General features: G+C 66.7%; 17 protein-coding genes. 11 read left to right on the plus strand and 6 right to left on the minus strand.

The window, feature by feature from the left end:
• Position 1: 1 nt before the first annotated feature.
• Positions 2–169 (plus strand): FeoB-associated Cys-rich membrane protein, encoded by a 168-nt coding sequence (locus tag BLU29_RS17940; protein ID WP_157693693.1) that lies wholly within the window; start codon positions 2–4, stop codon positions 167–169.
• A gap of 93 nt (positions 170–262) precedes the next feature.
• On the opposite strand, the gene BLU29_RS07080 is transcribed toward BLU29_RS17940, so the two are convergent.
• The gene (locus tag BLU29_RS07080) at positions 263–1,543 is read right to left on the minus strand and encodes an MFS transporter (RefSeq protein WP_091056251.1); all 1,281 of its coding nucleotides are present in this window, start codon (positions 1,541–1,543) and stop codon (positions 263–265) included.
• 126 nt (positions 1,544–1,669) lie between these two features.
• Here BLU29_RS07080 and BLU29_RS07085 point away from each other — a divergent pair, with 126 nt between their 5' ends.
• From BLU29_RS07085 to BLU29_RS07095, 3 genes are all read left to right on the plus strand, one after another.
• Complete coding sequence (locus BLU29_RS07085; protein ID WP_091056253.1) at positions 1,670–3,010, plus strand: amidohydrolase family protein; 1,341 nt, start codon at positions 1,670–1,672, stop codon at positions 3,008–3,010.
• Positions 3,007–4,260 (plus strand): amidohydrolase family protein, encoded by a 1,254-nt coding sequence (locus tag BLU29_RS07090; protein ID WP_091056254.1) that lies wholly within the window; start codon positions 3,007–3,009, stop codon positions 4,258–4,260. Before BLU29_RS07085 ends, BLU29_RS07090 begins: the two co-directional genes overlap by 4 nt.
• Positions 4,261–4,378: 118 nt before the next feature.
• The gene (locus tag BLU29_RS07095; RefSeq protein ID WP_091056256.1) at positions 4,379–5,377 is read left to right on the plus strand and encodes a zinc-binding dehydrogenase; all 999 of its coding nucleotides are present in this window, start codon (positions 4,379–4,381) and stop codon (positions 5,375–5,377) included.
• A 111-nt stretch (positions 5,378–5,488) separates the two neighbouring features.
• Here BLU29_RS07095 and BLU29_RS07100 read toward each other — a convergent pair whose 3' ends face one another.
• Genes BLU29_RS07100 through queC form a run of 3 tightly spaced genes read right to left on the minus strand, consistent with a single transcriptional unit; the run spans position 5,489 to position 7,540 of the window.
• The gene (locus BLU29_RS07100; RefSeq protein WP_091056258.1) at positions 5,489–6,136 is read right to left on the minus strand and encodes an exopolysaccharide biosynthesis protein; all 648 of its coding nucleotides are present in this window, start codon (positions 6,134–6,136) and stop codon (positions 5,489–5,491) included.
• Complete coding sequence (locus BLU29_RS07105; RefSeq protein WP_091056260.1) at positions 6,133–6,825, minus strand: 7-carboxy-7-deazaguanine synthase QueE; 693 nt, start codon at positions 6,823–6,825, stop codon at positions 6,133–6,135. Before BLU29_RS07105 ends, BLU29_RS07100 begins: the two co-directional genes overlap by 4 nt.
• Positions 6,826–6,853: 28 nt before the next feature.
• Positions 6,854–7,540, minus strand: coding sequence for a 7-cyano-7-deazaguanine synthase QueC (gene queC, locus BLU29_RS07110; protein ID WP_091056261.1), 687 nt, complete (start codon positions 7,538–7,540; stop codon positions 6,854–6,856).
• Between the two features lie 138 nt (positions 7,541–7,678).
• Between queC and BLU29_RS07115 the strand changes: the two genes are divergently transcribed.
• From BLU29_RS07115 to BLU29_RS07130, 5 genes are all read left to right on the plus strand, one after another.
• Positions 7,679–8,530 carry a histone deacetylase gene (locus BLU29_RS07115; RefSeq protein WP_231962322.1) on the plus strand — a complete coding sequence of 284 codons (852 nt, stop codon included), beginning with the start codon at positions 7,679–7,681 and terminating at the stop codon, positions 8,528–8,530.
• 10 nt (positions 8,531–8,540) lie between these two features.
• Positions 8,541–9,653 carry a ribonuclease D gene (locus BLU29_RS07120; RefSeq protein WP_231962323.1) on the plus strand — a complete coding sequence of 371 codons (1,113 nt, stop codon included), beginning with the start codon at positions 8,541–8,543 and terminating at the stop codon, positions 9,651–9,653.
• A 76-nt stretch (positions 9,654–9,729) separates the two neighbouring features.
• On the plus strand, positions 9,730–11,460 hold the full coding sequence (locus tag BLU29_RS07125) for a fatty acid CoA ligase family protein (RefSeq protein WP_231962324.1): 1,731 nt from the start codon (positions 9,730–9,732) through the stop codon (positions 11,458–11,460).
• Positions 11,457–11,621, plus strand: coding sequence for a hypothetical protein (locus tag BLU29_RS18300; RefSeq protein ID WP_172830229.1), 165 nt, complete (start codon positions 11,457–11,459; stop codon positions 11,619–11,621). Before BLU29_RS07125 ends, BLU29_RS18300 begins: the two co-directional genes overlap by 4 nt.
• Before the next feature lie 22 nt (positions 11,622–11,643).
• Positions 11,644–12,687, plus strand: coding sequence for an NAD-dependent epimerase/dehydratase family protein (locus BLU29_RS07130; protein WP_091056265.1), 1,044 nt, complete (start codon positions 11,644–11,646; stop codon positions 12,685–12,687).
• Positions 12,688–12,717: 30 nt separating this feature from the next.
• On the opposite strand, the gene BLU29_RS07135 is transcribed toward BLU29_RS07130, so the two are convergent.
• Positions 12,718–14,715 carry a S9 family peptidase gene (locus BLU29_RS07135; protein ID WP_091056267.1) on the minus strand — a complete coding sequence of 666 codons (1,998 nt, stop codon included), beginning with the start codon at positions 14,713–14,715 and terminating at the stop codon, positions 12,718–12,720.
• Between the two features lie 2 nt (positions 14,716–14,717).
• On the minus strand, positions 14,718–15,542 hold the full coding sequence (locus BLU29_RS07140; protein WP_091056268.1) for an RNA methyltransferase: 825 nt from the start codon (positions 15,540–15,542) through the stop codon (positions 14,718–14,720).
• Between the two features lie 68 nt (positions 15,543–15,610).
• On the opposite strand from BLU29_RS07140, the gene BLU29_RS07145 reads away from it, so the two are divergent.
• Both BLU29_RS07145 and BLU29_RS07150 read left to right on the plus strand, forming a co-directional pair.
• Positions 15,611–17,020 (plus strand): class I SAM-dependent RNA methyltransferase, encoded by a 1,410-nt coding sequence (locus tag BLU29_RS07145; RefSeq protein ID WP_091056270.1) that lies wholly within the window; start codon positions 15,611–15,613, stop codon positions 17,018–17,020.
• 116 nt (positions 17,021–17,136) lie between these two features.
• Complete coding sequence (locus BLU29_RS07150; RefSeq protein ID WP_157693694.1) at positions 17,137–17,673, plus strand: GNAT family protein; 537 nt, start codon at positions 17,137–17,139, stop codon at positions 17,671–17,673.
• Positions 17,674–17,944 lie beyond the last annotated feature (271 nt).

Genomic DNA, 17,944 nt, shown 5'->3' on the forward strand with positions numbered 1-17,944 from the left:
CATGAGCCCGCAACTCCAGACGATTATCGCCCTGGCCATCGTCGCCGTGACCGTCGCGTGGTTCGCCTGGCGTTCGTTCGCCAAACGGAAGAATCCCGGCTGTGGCAGCGAGGGCTGCGCCGCCGTCAGCCCGGAAGTGAAGAAACTCCGGGCGAAGCTGAAGCGGTAAAGGCGGTTGCCTTCTGCTGGAGGGCCCGCGTCCCTGCGGGCCGAGGGGATATCACCTGCGGAACGGCCCGCAGGGACGCGGGCCCTCCAAACTTCACGCCGGCTGCGGCGCCAGCGCCCGTCCTTTGCCGATCGGCAGCACGATCAGCGCAGCGACGACACACAGTGCGCCCGCGCTGAAGAAGGCCAGCGTGTAGGTTCCGGTGGCCGTGCGCAGCGCGCCGGCCGCATAGGCGGCACACGCCGCTCCCACCTGGTGCGCCGCCGCGATCCAACCGAAGACGATGCTGGCCTTCTCGCGGCCAAACACTTCGCCGGTCAGCTTCACCGTCGGCGGCACAGTGGCGATCCAATCGAGTCCGTAGAAAAGGGCAAAGACCCCCAGCCCGGCGGTCGGCCCGAGTAGCGCGGAGGGCAGGAACAGGAGCGAGACCCCGCGCAGCCCGTAATACATGAACAGCAGGTAGCGGCAGTTGTAGCGGTCGCTCAGCCAGCCCGACGCCGTCGTGCCGACGAGGTCGAACAGGCCCATCAGCGCGAGCAGGCTCGCCGCCCGCACCTCGGGGATGCCGCAGTCGAACGCCGCGGAGATCAGGTGCGTGCCGATGAGCCCGTTGGTGCTGGCGCCGCACACGAAGAACGAGCCGGCCAACAGCCAGAAATCCCGCACGCGCATGGCCTCGATCAAGGTATCCATGGCGCGCTTCGCGGGATTGCCCACGGCCGCCGGCGCGGCCGTCTCGACCGGCCCGGTCTCGCCATACGGCCGCAGGCCGACGTCGCGCGGGCCGTCGCGCATCAGCCACCAGATGACCGGGATCGCCAGCAGGGTCGCACCCGCCACGATCCACGGCGCCGCGCGCCAGTTGTGGTAGGTCGTCACCGCGCTCGCCAGGACCGGGAGGAAAATCAGCTGGCCGGTCGCCGTGCTGGCCGTGAGCAGGCCCATCACGAGCCCGCGCTTCTCGGTGAACCACTTGTTCGCCACCGCTGCGCCGAGCACCGCCGCCGCCATGCCGGAACCGATGCCCACCACCACGCCCCACAAGATCACAAACTGCCAGTAATGGGTCGCCACCGTCGACAGCCCGTAGCCCGCCGACAGCAGCGCCATGGCCGCCACCATCGTCCGCCGCAGCCCGAAGCGCTGATACAAAGCCGCGGCGAACGGCCCGATGAGCCCGTAGAGGAAGATGTTGATCGCCACGATCGTCGACACCGTCGAGCGGCTCCACTGGAACTCGTTGCCGAACGGCAGCAGGATGACGCCCGACGTGGCGCGCGCGCCCGCCGCGGCCAGCAGCGTGAAGAAAGTCACGCCGGCGGCGATCCAGGCATAGTGGAGCTTCTTGTCGGCGTGGGCGGCGGCGGTCATGCGATCAATGGAGGTTTGCCATGACCGCTTTTGCGTCAAACCGCCACTCCGCTGTTTGCCGGGTTTTGGGGCCGACTGTGTCTTTGCGTTTGCCGGGGTGTCGCGGACCGGTAGTATCGCCCGCCTATGCATACACGTCCCCTGTTATGCCTGGCGGCAGTGCTTGGTTTGGCCGCCAGTCTCGGTGCGCAAGAGAAGACCCAGGTCTTCAAGGGCGCGCAGATCATACCCATCGCCGGCGAGCCCATCGCCAACGGCGTGTTCGTCGTCGTTGGCGGCAAGATTGTCGCCGTCGGTGCCGCCGACAAGGTCCCCATCCCCGCCGGGGCCGAGATTCATGACGCCACCGGCAAGGTGCTCATGCCCGGCCTCATCGACTCCCACAGCCACATCGGCGCCGGCAGCGGCGGCGACGGCTCCGGCCCCATCCAGCCCGACGCCCGCGTGCTCGACTCGCTCGACGCCCGCGACGCTTCCATCCAGAAAGCGCGCGCCGGCGGCATCACCACCGTCAACGTCATGCCCGGTTCCGGCCATCTCATCAGCGGCCAGACCCTTTATCTCAAGCTGCGCTCCGCCCGCGTCGTGGACGACCTGCTCATCAAGCTGCCCGACGGCACCAACGCCGGCGGGCTCAAGATGGCCAACGGCACCAATTCCATGAAGGGCGCCAACGGTTTCCCCGGCACCCGCGCCAAGTCCGCCGCGCTCGTGCGCGAGGAATACATCAAAGCCCAGGAATACCGCGACAAGATCAAGCGCGCCAACGGCGACCCCGAGAAAATGCCGCCGCGCGACCTGGCCCTCGAGGAGATCGTCGAGGTGCTCGACGGCAAGCGCATCGTCCAGAACCACACGCACCGCCACGACGACATCCTTACCGTGCTCCGCCTTTCCAAGGAATTCGGCTTCAAGGTCGTGCTCCACCACGTCAGCGAGGGTTGGAAGGTGGCCGACGAGATCGCCGCCGCCCACGCCCCGTGCTCCGTCATCATGATCGACTCCCCGGGCGGCAAGCTCGAGACGCGCGACGCCGACTGGCGCACGCCCGCCATCCTGGAAAAAGCCGGTGTGCTCGTCGGCTTCCACACCGACGATCCGATCACCGACTCCCGCCTCTTCATCCGCTCGGCCGCGCTCGCAGTCCGCGCCGGCATGACGCGCAAGGGCGCGCTTGAGGCCGTTACCATCGCCAACGCCAAGATCCTCGGCCTCGACGCCCGCGTCGGCTCGCTCGAGCCCGGCAAGGACGCCGACTTCATCCTGCTCTCGGGCGACCCGCTGAGCGTCTACACCCACGTCGAGGAGACGTGGGTCGAGGGCAAGAAGGTCTTCGACCGCTCGCGTCCCGAGGATCACCTTTACGCCGTCGGTGGCCCGGGCGCCGGCGATTCCCGCCGCGCCCAGCTCTGCTGCTTCACCAGTGCCTGGGACCTTATCGCCGCCGCCAATGGAGGTGACCAATGAAAACCGCTATCCGCTTCTTCCTCCTCGCCTCGCTCCTCGCCGCGCCGTTCGCGCTGCGCGCCGAGGACCTCGCCATCACGGGTGACACCGTCTACACCATGGCCGGGGCGCCCCTAAAAAACGGCGTCGTGCTCGTGCACGACGGCAAGATCGAGGCCGTGGGCCCCGCCGCCTCGGTGAAAATCCCCGCCGGCTACCGCGTGCTCAAGGCTGCGGTCGTCACGCCGGGGCTCATCGATGCCCACGCCACTGTCGGTCTGTCCGGTTTGCTCAACCAAACGCAGGATCAGGACATGCTCGACAAGTCCTCGTCCGTGCAACCCGAGCTGCGTGCGATCGACGCCTACAACGCCAAGGATCCGCTCGTCGCCTGGGTGCGTTCGTTCGGCGTCACCACCGTCAACACCGGTCACGCGCCGGCGGCCCTCATCTCCGGCCAGACGATGATCATCAAGACGCTCGGCCGCACGGCCGACGAGGATGTCGTCAATCCCGCCGCGATGACCTCGGTCACGCTCGGGCGCAACGGCCTCACGGTCGTCGAAGGCGCGCCCGGCCAGGGCGGTCCGTCCGCCAGCAAGTCACCCGGCAACCGCTCCAAGGCTGTCGCCATGCTGCGCGCCGAGCTCATCAAGGCGCAGGAATACGCCAAGAAGCGCGAGGCCAAGGACGAGACCAAGCGCCCCGGCCGCGACCTGAAATACGAGACCTTGCTGCGCGCCATCGACGGCACGCAGCCGCTGCTCATCACGGCGAACCGCCAGCAGGACATCGCCTCCGCGCTGCGCCTTGCCCGGGAGTTCAACCTCAAGATCGTCCTCGACGGCTGCGCCGACGCCCCGCTGGTGCTCGACGAGATCAAGGCCAGCGGCTTCCCGGTCATCGTCCACCCCACGATGCAGCGCAGCAACGAGGACATGGAAAACCTCAGTGTGGAAACCGCCAGCAGGCTCCACGCCGCCGGCGTGCCCATCGCCCTGCAGAGCAGCTATGAGGGCTACGTGCCGAAGACCCGCGTCGTGTTGCTGGAGGCCGCGGTGGCCGCCGCCAACGGCCTCGGCTTCGACGCCGCGCTCGCCAGCGTCACCAGCGACGCCGCCAAGCTCCTCGGCATCGCCGACCGCACCGGCTCGCTCGAGAAGGGCAAGGACGCCGACCTCGCGCTCTACGACGGCGATCCGTTCGAATACACCAGCCATTGCACCAACACGGTGATCAACGGCCAGGTGTTCACCGACGGCCCGCGCTAGTTATTGTAGGGGCGCCGCTCGTCGGCGCCCGCGGGCGGCGTCAAGCACCGCCCCTACATTCAATCATCGCCCGGCCTGAACGTTTGCGTTCCCACCGGGCCCTTTTATTCTTCAGCGCATGAACGCCGCCGTCATCACCGAGGTCAAAAAGCCTGTCGCCTTCCAATCGGTGCCCGAGCCCGCTGCTGTGCCCGGCCGGGCCATCGTGCGCCTCAAAGCCGCCGCCCTCAACCACCGCGACCTGTGGATCCAGCTCGGGCTTTACGCCGGCATCAAGCTGCCGGTCATTCCCGGCTCCGACGGCGCCGGCGTGGTCGAATCCGTGGGCGACGCCGCCGACCAGCCGTGGATCGGCCGCGAGGTCATCATCAACCCGTCGCTCGACTGGGGCCACGATACCCGCGCCCAGGGTCCGCAATTCCGCATCCTCGGCCTGCCGGACAGCGGCACGTTCGCGGAGAAGATTTCCATTCCCGTCGCCAACCTCGCCCCGAAGCCCGTGCATCTCTCGTGGCCGCAGGCCGCGGCGCTGCCGCTGGCTGGCATGACGGCCTGGCGGGCGCTTTTCACGCGCGCGCAGCTCACGGGCGGTGAGCGCGTGCTCGTCACCGGCGTGGGCGGCGGCGCGGCGCTGTTCGCGCTGCAATTCGCCGCGGCCGCCGGCGCCGAGGTGTGGGTCACCTCAAGTTCGCCCGAAAAGATTGCCCGCGCCCAAACCCTCGGCGCGGCCGGTGGCGTCAGTTATCGTGACGCCGGCTGGCCGGCCCAGCTGCAGAAGAAGGCCGGCGGCCTGTTCGACGTCATCATCGACAGCGCGGGTGGCGAGGGCTTCGGCAAGCTCATCGAGCTCACGCGGCCGGGCGGGCGCATCGCGTTCTTCGGCGCGACCACCGGCAATCCGCCCGGCCTCGACCTGCGGAAAAGTTTCTTCCGCCAGATCAGCATCCTCGGCACGACGATGGGCTCGCCGGCGGATTTCCACGGCATGCAGCAGTTCGTCGAGATGCACCGGCTCGCACCGGTGGTGGACCAATCTTTCGCCCTGGCGGACGCCGAGGCGGCCTTCCGGCACATGGAAGCGGGCGCGCAGTTCGGGAAAATCGGGCTGTCGATGTAGGGCGGAATCACCGCATCCCGCCTAGTTGGAGGGCCCGCGTCTCGGCGGGCCGCTCGCACATGATATCCCAACGGCCCGCTGAGACGCGAGCCCTCCAAAAAACAAGGTCCGTCACGGGCGCCGCAGCCATTTCATTCCGGCCTCCACCAGTCCCTGGGCTGCTTCGCCGAACAGCCACAGGTAGACCACGCTGAGCGCGAACACCACGTAGCCCAGCGCGATCGCGCGGCCGTCGCGCTCCAGGAGTCCGCTGGCCACGAGCAAAATGGACCAGGCCGGCAGGCCGTTGGAAAAGGGAATGGGCAGCGGCAGCAAAAGGATGGCGGCGCCGGCAACCATCACGAGGGCGTGCAGCTGCCGGATCAGCGCGTGCTCGGTGAGCACGAGCCACCGCGGCCGCAACACCCGCTCCAGCCCGCCGATGATTTTCGCGGCCAGGTCGAGCAACCGTGGGATGAAACCCGCCGGCAACTGCCGGCGCTGGACGCTCTTGGGCAGCCAGGGCCGCTGCCCAAGCGCCAGCCGCAGGCAGATCAGGATGATCGCAAAGCCGAACGGCGTGGATAATCCCGGAAGCGGTAGCGGCAGCAAAAAAGGCAGGGTGAGCAGGATCACCAGCAGCATGTAGGCCCGGCCCTTCAACACGTAGAGCAGTTCCCGGATCGTCACGGCGCGCTCCGCGACGCGCACCCGCAGGTCGGCGAGTTCCGCCGAAAGTTTCCGGGGTGGATGGACGACGGGCAGCAGCGGGATGTTCATGTGCCGCGCTTGTTGCCGTAGAGCTCGATGTGCAGCCGCGGGGCGTAGCGGTAGCCGCGCACCTTGCACAGCTCGCCCAGCCAGCCGGCCTTGGCCCGCAACGCCTCGACCGTCGTGCCCTCGGGCATCAGCAGCACCTTGGCGCGGGGAATGTCGCGGCCGAGCTGCGCGAGCATCCCCTCGATCTCGTCCACGTCCGCCACCTGAGCGACCACGAACTTCAATTGGAACCCGTAGCCGGCGAGCCAGGCCTTCACCACCTCCGGCTGCCAGCGCAAGGCCTCGTGCTTCCCGCGCCACGCGGCCGACAGGCGCTCGTCGGGCGCGGAGTTTCTCAGCTTGGGGCTGAGCGAGGCCAGGTCGCACGCAATGCTGTCGGGCGCGATGGTCGCCGCCGTCTCGATGGTGATGTGGTAGCCGAGTTTTTTCAGCGCCGCGGCCAGCTCGCGGATTTCCCTCGCCACCATCGGCTCCCCGCCGGTGAGCACCACGTGCCGGGCCGGACGCTTCGTCACCTCGGCCACAATCTCGTCGACCCGCATTTGCACGCCCTCGGGCGACCACGACGCGTAGGGGGTGTCGCACCAGTTGCAGCGCAGGTTGCAGCCGCTGGTGCGGACAAAGACGGACGACACGCCCGTCAGCTCGCCTTCGCCCTGCAGCGAATGGAAGATTTCTGCGATTAACATAGGTCCTATGAGTCTTATAGGTCTTATATCAAACCGCCGGTCCCCTCGGTAGCGGCGGCGTGCTCTCGTATTTTGTCGGGTCCGGCATACCCGCCAGCTGGAACGCCTCGCGCCGCTCGACGCAGGTGCCGCACCTTCCGCAGTGGACCTCGCCGCCCTTGTAGCACGACCAGGTGCGGGCGAAATCCACGCCGAGCCGCGCACCCTCGGCGGCAATCCCGGCCTTGGTCATGGTGATGAACGGCCGGAGCAGCTGGATGCCGGCGTAGGTGCCGGACTTCATGGCCTCGCCCATGGCGCACATGAAGTCCTCGCGGCAGTCGGGATAGATCGCGTGGTCGCCGCCGTGGGCCGCGATGACGAGGCCGTCCGCCCGCGCACTTTCGGCGAAGCCGCAGGCCGCGGCCAGCATGATGCCGTTGCGGAAGGGCACGACGGTGCGCTTCATATTGCCGTCCTCATAGTGGCCCTCGGGAATGTCGCCGCCGCTCACCAGCAGGTCGGACGTGAAGAGTTTGCCGATGAAATCCAGCGGCACGGTCTGGTGCGGCGCGCCGACCAGGGACGCGTGCTCGACCGCGAAGGGGATCTCGCGGTGGTTGTGCTTGGCCGCGTAGTCGAAGCTCAGCACGGCGGCGACGGTGTGGTGCGCCCGCGCCCAGTGGAGCGCGGTCACCGAATCCATCCCACCCGAGCAGAGGACGACGACTTTCATGCGGTATCAATGGCTGCCAAAACAGGCAAAGGACACAAGAATTCTCCGCCCGCAAATCAGGCGATAATCCCGCTTTACTGGGACGCCAATTTGGGCTTTTTTCGTGGTTCCTTGCTGTCCGTGGGCGGACAAACTTTGATGATCATCCTGCACGATCCCCTTTGCGCCGAATACGGCTCGTCCATGCGACCCGAGCAACCGGCCCGCGTGCTGCGCTCCGCGGCCCACCTGCAGGCCGTCCACCCCGGCTGGACCTGGCAAAAACCCGCCGCCGCGGACGAGCCCGCCCTGCTCGCCGCCCACACCCCGGCCCTCCTGAAGCGGATCCAGCATGCGCCGGACATCGACGACGACACCCCTTACTTCCCCGGCATCCACGAACACGCCCGCCGGGCGGTGGGCGCCGCGCTGACCGCCGCGGACCGCGCCCTGACCGGGCAACCCGCCTTTGCGCTGATGCGCCCGCCCGGCCACCATTGCACGCGCGGCCAGGCCATGGGCTTCTGCTACCTCAACCAGATCGCGATTGCCGCCCTCCACGCCGCTGCCGCCGGCCGGCGCGTGGCCGTGTGGGACTTCGACGCCCACCACGGCAACGGCACGGAGGACATCCTGCGCGACCGGTCGAACGTGCTGTTCGCCTCGGTCCACCAGTATCCGGGCTACCCCGGCACCGGCACGACGTCCTTCGCCAACTGCCACAATTTCATCGTTGCGCCGCGCGCGCCGCGCACCGCGCACATGGCCGCGCTTGCCCGCTCGTGGGAAGTAGTGCTGGCGTTCCAACCCGACCTCGTGCTCGTGTCCGCGGGCTTCGACGCCTACGCGGGCGACCCGATCACCGAGATGACGCTCGAGCGCGACGACTTCGCCACCCTCGGCCGCTGGCTGCGCGAAAGCGGCCGGCCGGCCGCCGCCGTCCTCGAGGGCGGCTACAGTCCCGACTTGCCGCAACTCATCGATGCTTTTCTCACCACCTGGAACAACTGACCCCGTCCGCTTGAACACCATCCCGCATTACCAGCTCATCACCCGGCCCGAACAGCTGGCGCCGCTCTACGCCGCGCTCGATCGCTGCTCCGAAATCGCGCTCGATACCGAGGCCGACAACCTTTTCCGCTACAAGACGCGGGTCTGCCTGCTGCAGATCCACGTGGTTGGCGAGATCCACCTCGTCGACCTGCTGGCCGACCTGGACCTCGGCGCCCTCTGGCCCCGCCTCGCCGCCAAGCCGCTCATCATGCACGGCAGCGACTATGACCTGCGCCTGCTGTGGGAGCTCTGCCGCTTCCAACCGCACAGCCTGTTCGACACCATGTTCGCCGCCCAGCTGCTGGCCATCCCGCGCTTCGGCCTGGCCGCGCTCCTCGAGACGAACTTCGGCGTCCAGCTCGACAAGGACCACCAGAAGGCCAACTGGTCGCAGCGCCCGCTCGACCGCGACATGCTCGATTACGCCGCGATGGATGTGTTTCACCTGTTTGCGCTGCGCGACCGGTTGCGCGACGAACTCGTCAAGCTCGGCCGCCTCGAGTGGCTCGAGCAGCGCTGCCGCTGGCAGATGGAGGCCGGCCGCGAGGGCTTCGCCGCCCCCGACGAGAATGCGTGGCGCGTCAACGGCTCGGAGAAACTCCGCGGCCGCGGCCTCGGCGTGCTCAACGCCCTCTGGCACTGGCGCGAAAGCTGGGCGGAGAAGATCAATACCCCGCCGTTCAAGGTCGTCGGCAACGAGATGCTGGTCCGGATTGCCCGCGCCGCCGACGAGGGCGCGCCGCCGGAGGAAGTCATGCGCGTCAACCTCGGCCGCCGGCACGACCGGCTGTTCCCCTCGCTGGCCGAAGCCATCCGCCGCGGTTTCGCGATCGACCCGCACACGCTGCCACGCCGCGAGCGCCGCCGCGACTTCAGCCCGATGACGCCGGACGAACTCGCCCGGCAGGACCGCATCAAGGCCGACCGCGACCGCCTCGCGTCGGGCCTCAACCTCGACCCCACGCTCATCGCCACCCGCTCCCAGCTCGTGCTGATCGCCCGTGATCCCTCCTCCATCGACGCCGTGCTGCTGCCGTGGCAGGCAAAACTGCTCAAGGCCGAGCCTGCCTGGAAAAGCTGACCCATCCTCTGGAGGGTCCGCGTCTCTGCGGACCGCGGCTCGCAGGGACGCGAGCCCTCCAAATCCGAAAGCTCCTTTGACCGACTCCGCCAACATCGCCCGCCACCTGCCGCTGATGGCGGCACGCCAGCCGGACCATCCGGCGGTGAAGATCCCGCGCGGGCGGACGGCGGACGGCGGCATCGATTATCTCGCCCTCTCCTTCCGCGAACTCGACGCCGAGGTGGACGCGTGGACCGGAAACCTCACGGCCCGCGGCGTGCGGCGGGGTGACCGCGTGCTGGTCATGGTCCGCCAAGGGTTGCCGCTCATCGCCGCCGCCTTCGCCCTCTTCAAGCTCGGCGCCGTGCCGGTCATCATCGACCCGGGCATGGGCCGGAAAAACTTTCTCGCCTGCGTCGCCCGCTCCCGGCCCCGCGTGCTGTTGGGCATCCCACCGGCCCAGGTGATGAGCCACGTGTTCCGCTCGGCCTTCAGGTCAGTCGAGATCCGCGTGTGGGCCCGCGGTTCAGCCACGGCGCGGCTTACGTTTCCTGTAGGGTCGCCGCTTGCCGGCGGACCGGTCCGGCCACAAGGGCCGACCCTACAATGTTGCGAAGTCACTACCTCCGATCTCGCCGCCATCCTTTTCACCTCCGGCTCCACCGGTGCGCCCAAGGGCGTCTGCTACGAGCACGGCATGTTCGAGGCGCAGCTGCGGCTGGTGCGCGACACCTACGGCATCGGGCCGGGCGAAGTGGACCTGCCGATGCTGCCGATCTTCGCGCTCTTCAACCCCGCGCTGGGCATGACCACCATCGTGCCGGAGATCGACCCGAGCCGGCCGGCCACGGTGGATCCCGAAAAAATCGTCCGCGCCATCCAGCAGGAGAAAGTTACCAACACCTTCGGGTCGCCGACGCTCTGGCGGATCATCAGCCGGTATTGCCTGAAGAACAATCTGACCCTCCCGTCGGTGAAGCGCGTGCTCATGGCCGGCGCACCGGTGCCGCCCGATCTCTTCGCCGACCTGCAGAAAATCCTGCCCAACGGCACGGCACACAGCCCGTATGGCGCGACCGAGTCGCTCCCGATCGCCAGCATCAGCGCGCCGGAAGTCCTCGGCGAAACCGCCGCGGCGATCGCGGCCGGCAAAGGCACCTGTGTCGGCCGGCCGGTGCCGGAAGTCGGGATCAAGATCATCGTGCTCACCGATGCGCCCATCGGCGCGCTGGCGAATGCGACTGAGCTGCCGCCCGGCGAAATCGGCGAGATCATCGTCCGCGGCCCGGTCGTCACCCGCGAATACGACCAGCTGCCCGAAGCCACGGCTCTGGCCAAAATTCAGGACTCTCAACCCGGCGGCCCTGCCGCCGTCTGGCACCGGATGGGAGATGCCGGTTATCTCGACGCCTCGGGCCGCCTCTGGTTTTGCGGCCGCAAGGCCGAGCGGGTCGAAACCCGCTCGGGCCCGCTCTATCCCGCGCAGGTGGAGCCGATTTTCAACGCCCACCCCAACGTCGCGCGCAGCGCGCTCATCGCCACCGGCCATGACGGGCGCCGCCCGGCCATCGTGGTCGAGCCGGTGTCGCGCGCGGTGGTCGCCACCCCCTCGCTGCGGCGCAAACTGGTGCGCGAACTGCGCGAACTCGGCGCGGCCCATGAGCACACGGACAAAATCCGGCTCGCCTACCTGCACCCGCATTTCCCGGTCGATGTCCGCCACAACGCCAAAATCCACCGCCTCGCGCTCGCCCGCTGGGCCGCCGGCAATAACGGCTACGAGCTCGACAAGCGCGAGATCCCCCGGGATGTCCTGAAGCAATGAGCGATTCTGCCGATCGGTTTTTTAGCCACGAAAAGGCACGAAAAGTGCCTTCCGTGGCTTCGTCCATGTTTCGCGCGCCTTTAGGCGCCTTGCCGGTCGCATTGGCCGTCGATTTTTTGCGCCTTTTTGTGGCCAAACCCGCCTTGGTCGATCGGGGCTGATCCCCGTCAAGTTGCCATTCCTGTGCTCCTCGTCCGCAAAAACTTCCCCGTTTTCGTCACCGGCGCCAGCGGCTTCATCGGCGGCAAGATTGCCGAGCGGCTGCTCGCCGACGGGCGGCGCGTGCGCGTGCTGGCCCGCCGGCCGCTGCCGCACCTGGAGGCCCTTGGCGCCGAGGTGATCCCGGGCGATCTCGACAACCCCGATGCCCTGCGGCGCGGCTGCCTCGGCGCCGAGACCGTCTTCCACGTCGCCGGCCGCGTCGGCGTGTGGGGCTCCCGCCGGGAGTTCTTCGCGGTCAATGTCGGCGGCACGCAGAACGTGATCCATGCCTGCCGCGAAGCCGGCGTGGCGCGCCTAGTCTACACCAGCTCGCCCAGCGTAGTCTACAACGGCGGCGACCTGGCCGGCATCGACGAGTCCGCCCCGCTCTGCGTGCAGGCGCCGTGCGGCTATCCGACGAGCAAGGCCGCGGCCGAGCGTGTCGTGCTGGCGGCCCACGGCCCGAGCTTCGCCACGGTCGCGCTCCGGCCGCACCTCGTGTGGGGGCCGGGCGACAAAAACGTCGTGCCGCGCGTGCTGGCGCTGGCGAAGGCCGGCCGGCTGAAGATCATCGGCTCCGGCCGGAACCGGGTGGACGTGACCCATATCTCCAACGTCGTCGACGCCCATCTGCTCGCGGAAGGCGCGCTTTGTAACCCAATAGGCTACAAAGGATCCGGGGCCCCACCACCGGGTGGCCGCGCCTATTTCATCACCAACGGCGAACCTGTCGTCCTGTGGGACTGGATCAACCAGCTGCTGCGCGGCGTGGGCATTACGGAAATCACCCGCCACGTCCCGCGACCGGTGGCCTATGCCGCCGGTGGCCTGATGGAAGCCCTCTGGCGCATGCTGCCGCTCCCGGGCGAGCCGCCGATGACGCGCTTTGTCGCCAAGGAAATGGCGACGGACCACTGGTTCGACATCTCCGCCGCGCGCCGCGACCTCGGTTATCATCCGCTGGTCACCGTGGCCGACGGCACCACGGAGCTGATCGAGCACCTGCGGCGGACCACCGCTGGCTGACCCCACCGGCGAGTATATCCGCCGGCGCCCTCAGGGCTTCGACCCGGCCGCGACGGGGCGTTCCGGCGCCAGGTTCCGCGCGAAAAAAGCTTCCATCGTCTTGTAGAAGTGAATCGACGCCAGTTCGTCGCGGAATCCGTGGCCCTGATGCTCTTCGGTGAGGGTCTCGTAGGGCTTGTGATATTTTTTCAACTGCGTCTCCAACCGCTTCCAATGATCGATGCGCACCCGGGGATCATTGATGCCGTAGACGTGCAACGTGGGGACCCGGATATTTTCCACCAAATTCACCGGCGACGTCGCATCGCGATACGCCTTGTCTGAACCGACCCAGGCGTTTTGATAACTGAAATCCTGATCGGTCCTGAAGGCATCGTCACCCAGGTTCTTGAAAGTGATGTTGAGGTCAGACGGCCCGACATAATTGACCGCGCAGCAGTAGAGCTCGGGTGTAAGCGTGACGCCGGCCAGTGCCGCGTAGCCGCCGTAGCTTGCGCCATAAATCGCGATTCTCGCGGGATCGGCAATTCCCTGGCCGACCGCCCATTTGACGGCATCGCTCAAGTCATCCTGCATGGCGCGACCCCACTGGCACCGGCCCTTGTCGATGAAATCCCGTCCGTAGCCACCGGAGCCGCGATAGTTGACCTGCAGCACGGCATAGCCGCGGCTGACCAAAAACTGCACCTCGCCGTTGTAACCCCATGCATCCCGCACACCAAAGGGACCGCCGTGCGGATGCACAATGAGCGGCACCCGCCGGCCCTCGGCACCCGTCGGCAGCGTCAGATAACCCTGCAACTCAAGCCCGTCGCGCGTCTTGAAGGTGAAGGTGTGCATCGGCTGCATTTTGTCCGGATCGATATCAGGCCGGATGCGCTTGAATTGCACCAAGGCCGGGTGCTTGAGATCGAGCACATAATAGGCCCCCGGATCGCAGTCGCTGGAGACCCGGACGAGATGCACGGTGTCGTCGGCTGAACTGCTGACGATGTGACAGGCTTTGCCACTAAAGGTCTTCTCCAGCTTTCCTTGCAGCAACTGTCGCCCGGCATCGAACCAATGATAATGGATGCGATCGGACAAATAGGCGACTCCCAGCAGGTGCTGGCGGTGATAATCGGTGACAATGTGATCGATTTCTCCCTCCGGTGGGACAAAGAGCGCCGCACCGTGCTGTCCGGTCACGGTGTCATAGGCGTAGAGCGCTCCCCGATCTTGTTCTTCGCGGGAAAGAATCCAAAGGGTGGTGTTGTCCGCGGCGAACTCCAGCGGCTCCCACTGTTCGGCATAACCGTGCTCGGGCGATTTCGCGATCTCACTAAACCGCGACTTGCTGTCCGGTCGGATCAACCAGGCAATCTCATGATTCTTGCGACGCAGCGCGAGCCGCAGCACGCCCGTATTGTCCGCTACGAAATCCTCAAATTTCGTGTCCACCGAATCGGCCATGCCAATGAGATGAGTGCGGGACTGTGTCCGGAAATTGTAGCGCACAATCTCTCCGGTCGTGTTAAGCCACACAAGGTTGTCCGGGTTGCTTACAAAGGTGCCTTCCAGGATGATGTTCTCCGGATCTTCGGGCAGCAGGCTCACGATTCTGGCCATGCTGCCGTAAATCGTGTCCGGGTCGCCGCGGCGGAGAGACTCCGCCAGGCGCTGAACCTTCTTCCCCGTCAAGTCGCTCACGCCAATGAAATAGGACTCGCTGCCGTTGACGTCGGCACCGAAGACCAGGTGCTCGTTTCCTTTCCAGTGAAAGAACATGATGCTCTCATCCACGCCTTCCAGTATCATCCGCGCCTCGTTGGTCTGGCGGTTGAACAGTCCGATCGCCATCCGGTGGTCCTTGGGAAACAGGAACGCAATTTTGGTGCCGTCGGGCGAGAGTTCCGGACCGCTGATGGCCGGCAGGCTGAAGAATGTTTCGACGGGGATGAGGGACTCGGCCGCGCGGGCGGCAGCGGGCAGAAGAAGCAGCCCGGCCAACCAAGCTGCCGCACGGAGCGAATAGGTGGAGGGGATCATGTTTAGTGTTGGGTGGAACGATCAGCGGTTCGTTGGCGGACCGCCTCGAAGAGCGTGATGATCGTCGCCATGGCGACGTTGAGCGAGTCGGCCTGGCCGGCCATCGGAATGCGCACGAGCAGGTTACTTTCCTTGAGCCAGAACTGGCTGAGCCCGTATTGCTCGCTGCCCATGACGATCGCCAGCGGGCCGCGCAGGTCGGCGTGCGAGTAGAGATTCGGCGTATCCGGCGTGGTTGCCACCACCCGGATGCCTTTCTCCACCAGGAACGAGTGCACCGAGGCGCTGTCCGCCACCACGATCGGCACGGAGAACAGCACCCCCGTCGAGGCGCGCACGACGTTGGGGTTGAAAATGTCGGTCACCGCGTCGCACACGATCACGGCGTCGCAGCCGGCGGCGTCCGCGCTGCGCAGGATCGTGCCGAGGTTGCCGGGTTTCTCGATTGATTCGACGACCAGCAGGAAGGGGCGGGGCGACAGCGTCAGGTCGGTCAGGCCGTGCTTCCACTGCGGCGCCACGGCGAGCAGGCCGTCGGGGCGCTCGCGGTAGGCGACCTTGGCAAAGGCATCCTTCGACAGCTCGAACAGCTGGGCCCCGGCCTGCTGCGCCTGCTCGATGAGCGCGGGCTCATTCTCGCCCAGAAACCACTCGGGGCTGAAATACAGCTCCTTGGGCCGGACGCCCTTCTCCAGCGCCCGGCGGATCTCGCGGTAGCCCTCAACGAGGAACAGGCCGGCCTCGTCGCGGTCGCGGCGCTCGCGCAGCTTGACGAGCTGTTTGACCCGGGGGTTCTGGAGGCTGGTGATCTTTTCGGGAGAAACCACAGAACACACGGAATACACGGAAACAAACCGCAGCAATTTCCTTTTAACCGCCTCTTTCCGTGTGTTCTGTGTGTTCCGTGGTTAAAAACCGAAAATTCAACGACCAGCCCTTCCCCTATCACCACGAGCTGGAGATGGAGATCGCCACGCTGACCAACCTCGGCGTCGGCCTCGGCCGCGTTGCTTTGCCTGGCGACGGCCAGGACAAATCCCGGGCTGGCAGCAGCCAGCAACGGGACCCTTCCGGCGGCTGGGTCGTCATGGTTCCCTTCACCCTGCCGGGGGAGAAAGTGCGCGCCCGCGTCTACCGCAACCACAAGAACTACTCCGAGGCCGACCTGCTCGCCGTCCTCACGCCTTCGCCACACCGCATCGCCCCGAAGTGTCCGCTGTTCGGCTCGTGCGGTGGCTGCCAATACCAGCACCTGACCTACGCCGAGCAGCTGGTCTGGAAACGCCGGCAGGTTGCGGAGCTGTTGAAATACATGGCGGGCGTGGAGTTCTCCGTAATGCCCGTCATCGGTTCGCCCCGCGAGTTCGGCTACCGTTCGAAGCTCACGCCGCATTTTCATGCGGGTAGGGCGAATCCTCCGGATGAGCCGCGGCTCGTCGGGACGACTCGCCCTACCGCCCAGCCCATCGGCTTTCTGAAGCAAGGCACCCGATTCGATATCATTGATGTTCCGACCTGCCCCATCGCCACTCCCGAGATCAACGAGAAACTGACCGAGGTGCGGGCCAAAACCCAGGCGCGGCTTGCCGCTGGCGAATACAAACGCGACTCGACGCTGCTTCTCCGGCACGCCCAAGAAGGGGTCGTCACGGATTACGACGCGGTGATTCACGAGGTGCTCGGGGTGGAGCCTGACCTCCGGGCAGGCTTGGCCGCGTCTACCGCAAACCCGTCCGGAGGCCGGGTTCCACCCAAGCAGCCGCTCCGCCTCCATTTCCTCGCCCGCGACTTTTTCCAGAACAACCCGTTCATCCTGCCGGCGTTCACGGGCTACGTCCGCGAGCAGGCCGCCGGCAGCGGGGCGAAGTTCCTCGTCGACGCCTACTGCGGCAGCGGGCTGTTTGCGCTGAGCTGCGCGCCGGCCTTCACGCGGGTGACGGGCATCGAGCTGAGCGAAACCTCGGTGAAGTTCGCCACGGAGAACGCCGCGGCCAATGGCATTGCCAACACCACTTTCCGCGCCGGCGACGCCGCGCAGATCTTCGCCGGGCTGGATTTCGCGCCGGCCGACACCGCCGTGGTCATCGACCCGCCCCGCAAGGGCTGCGACGAGTCCTTCCTCCACCAGCTCTTCGCCTTCGGCCCGCGCGCCGTGGTCTATGTGTCCTGCGACCCGGCGACGCAGATGCGCGACCTCAAGGGCTTCCTCGCCGCGGGCTACCGGCTCACGGCCGTGCAGCCCTTCGACCTTTTTCCGCAGACGCGCCACCTCGAGTGCGTGATCACGCTGGTGAAGGGCGGATAATTTTTGAACAGGAGGCCGCGGAGATAACAGAGATCAAACCGGCCCGGCGACGAGCACCGGCCCTACATTTTTCTTCTCCGCGTCGTTTGTTTCCTCCTGTAAAAACCAAATCGTCTGTGTTCTCCCGCAAATTAAACCCCGGCCTCGAGCTGCGCCCGCTGCAACCCGTCGACGCCGCGGCACTTTTCGCTGTCGTTGACGCGCACCGGGCCAGCCTGCGCGAGTGGCTGCCTTGGGTGGACGCCACCAACACGGTCGCCGACAGCGCGGCCTACATCGCCGGCACCGTGCGCGACGACCGGGAGACGCGCGCCTTCACCTGTGGCATCTGGTCTCTGGGCCGGCTGGTGGGCGTCATCGGCCACAACCGGATCGACTGGGCCAACCGCATCGGCTTTCCGGCCTATTGGATCGCGCCCGACAGCGCCGGGCAGGGCATCATGACCCAATGCTGCCGCGTTGTGATTGAGCACGCGTTCACGGAGTTGCAACTCAAGCAGCTCGTCGTCGCCGCGGCCACGGGCAACACCCGGGCGCAAAAAATCCCGATGCGGCTGGGCTTCAAGCAGGTGAGCATGCTGAAAAAGGCCGAGTGGCTCTACGGCCGCCACGTGGACCACTTCATCTACAGCCTGGCGGCGCCGAAGCCGTAAGGTGGAACCCGGCCTCCGGGCGGGTTTTCCCAGCGCGCCCGGAGGTTGCGCTCCACCTCAAGGCCGGTCGTGCCAGCTGAAGCCTTGGCGAAGGCTGGTGAATAACTCCTGGTGGTTTTTTTCGGAAACTGTGGGATAATGCGGGCAGAAAGTCCGTTGGTTCCTTGCGCTGTGCCGCCTTGCGGCGCCGCGCCGACAAACAGCACCATTGAGTGCTGCGACCCCCGACCGCTCCGGCGGCCGCTGGCCATAAAAGAAAAGGCGCCGGTGT

This window comes from Opitutus sp. GAS368, assembly GCF_900104925.1.
In the GTDB taxonomy this organism is placed as follows: domain Bacteria; phylum Verrucomicrobiota; class Verrucomicrobiia; order Opitutales; family Opitutaceae; genus Lacunisphaera.

What these genes read in the sequence shown, in the direction of transcription:
- BLU29_RS17940 (WP_157693693.1), top strand. Translation starts at nt 2, where the DNA reads ATGAGCCCGCAACTCCAGACGATTATCGCCCTGGCCATCGTCGCCGTG.
- BLU29_RS07080 (WP_091056251.1), bottom strand. Translation starts at nt 1,543, where the DNA reads ATGACCGCCGCCGCCCACGCCGACAAGAAGCTCCACTATGCCTGGATC.
- BLU29_RS07085 (WP_091056253.1), top strand. Translation starts at nt 1,670, where the DNA reads ATGCATACACGTCCCCTGTTATGCCTGGCGGCAGTGCTTGGTTTGGCC.
- BLU29_RS07090 (WP_091056254.1), top strand. Translation starts at nt 3,007, where the DNA reads ATGAAAACCGCTATCCGCTTCTTCCTCCTCGCCTCGCTCCTCGCCGCG.
- BLU29_RS07095 (WP_091056256.1), top strand. Translation starts at nt 4,379, where the DNA reads ATGAACGCCGCCGTCATCACCGAGGTCAAAAAGCCTGTCGCCTTCCAA.
- BLU29_RS07100 (WP_091056258.1), bottom strand. Translation starts at nt 6,136, where the DNA reads ATGAACATCCCGCTGCTGCCCGTCGTCCATCCACCCCGGAAACTTTCG.
- BLU29_RS07105 (WP_091056260.1), bottom strand. Translation starts at nt 6,825, where the DNA reads ATGTTAATCGCAGAAATCTTCCATTCGCTGCAGGGCGAAGGCGAGCTG.
- queC (WP_091056261.1), bottom strand. Translation starts at nt 7,540, where the DNA reads ATGAAAGTCGTCGTCCTCTGCTCGGGTGGGATGGATTCGGTGACCGCG.
- BLU29_RS07115 (WP_231962322.1), top strand. Translation starts at nt 7,679, where the DNA reads ATGATCATCCTGCACGATCCCCTTTGCGCCGAATACGGCTCGTCCATG.
- BLU29_RS18300 (WP_172830229.1), top strand. Translation starts at nt 11,457, where the DNA reads ATGAGCGATTCTGCCGATCGGTTTTTTAGCCACGAAAAGGCACGAAAA.
- BLU29_RS07135 (WP_091056267.1), bottom strand. Translation starts at nt 14,715, where the DNA reads ATGATCCCCTCCACCTATTCGCTCCGTGCGGCAGCTTGGTTGGCCGGG.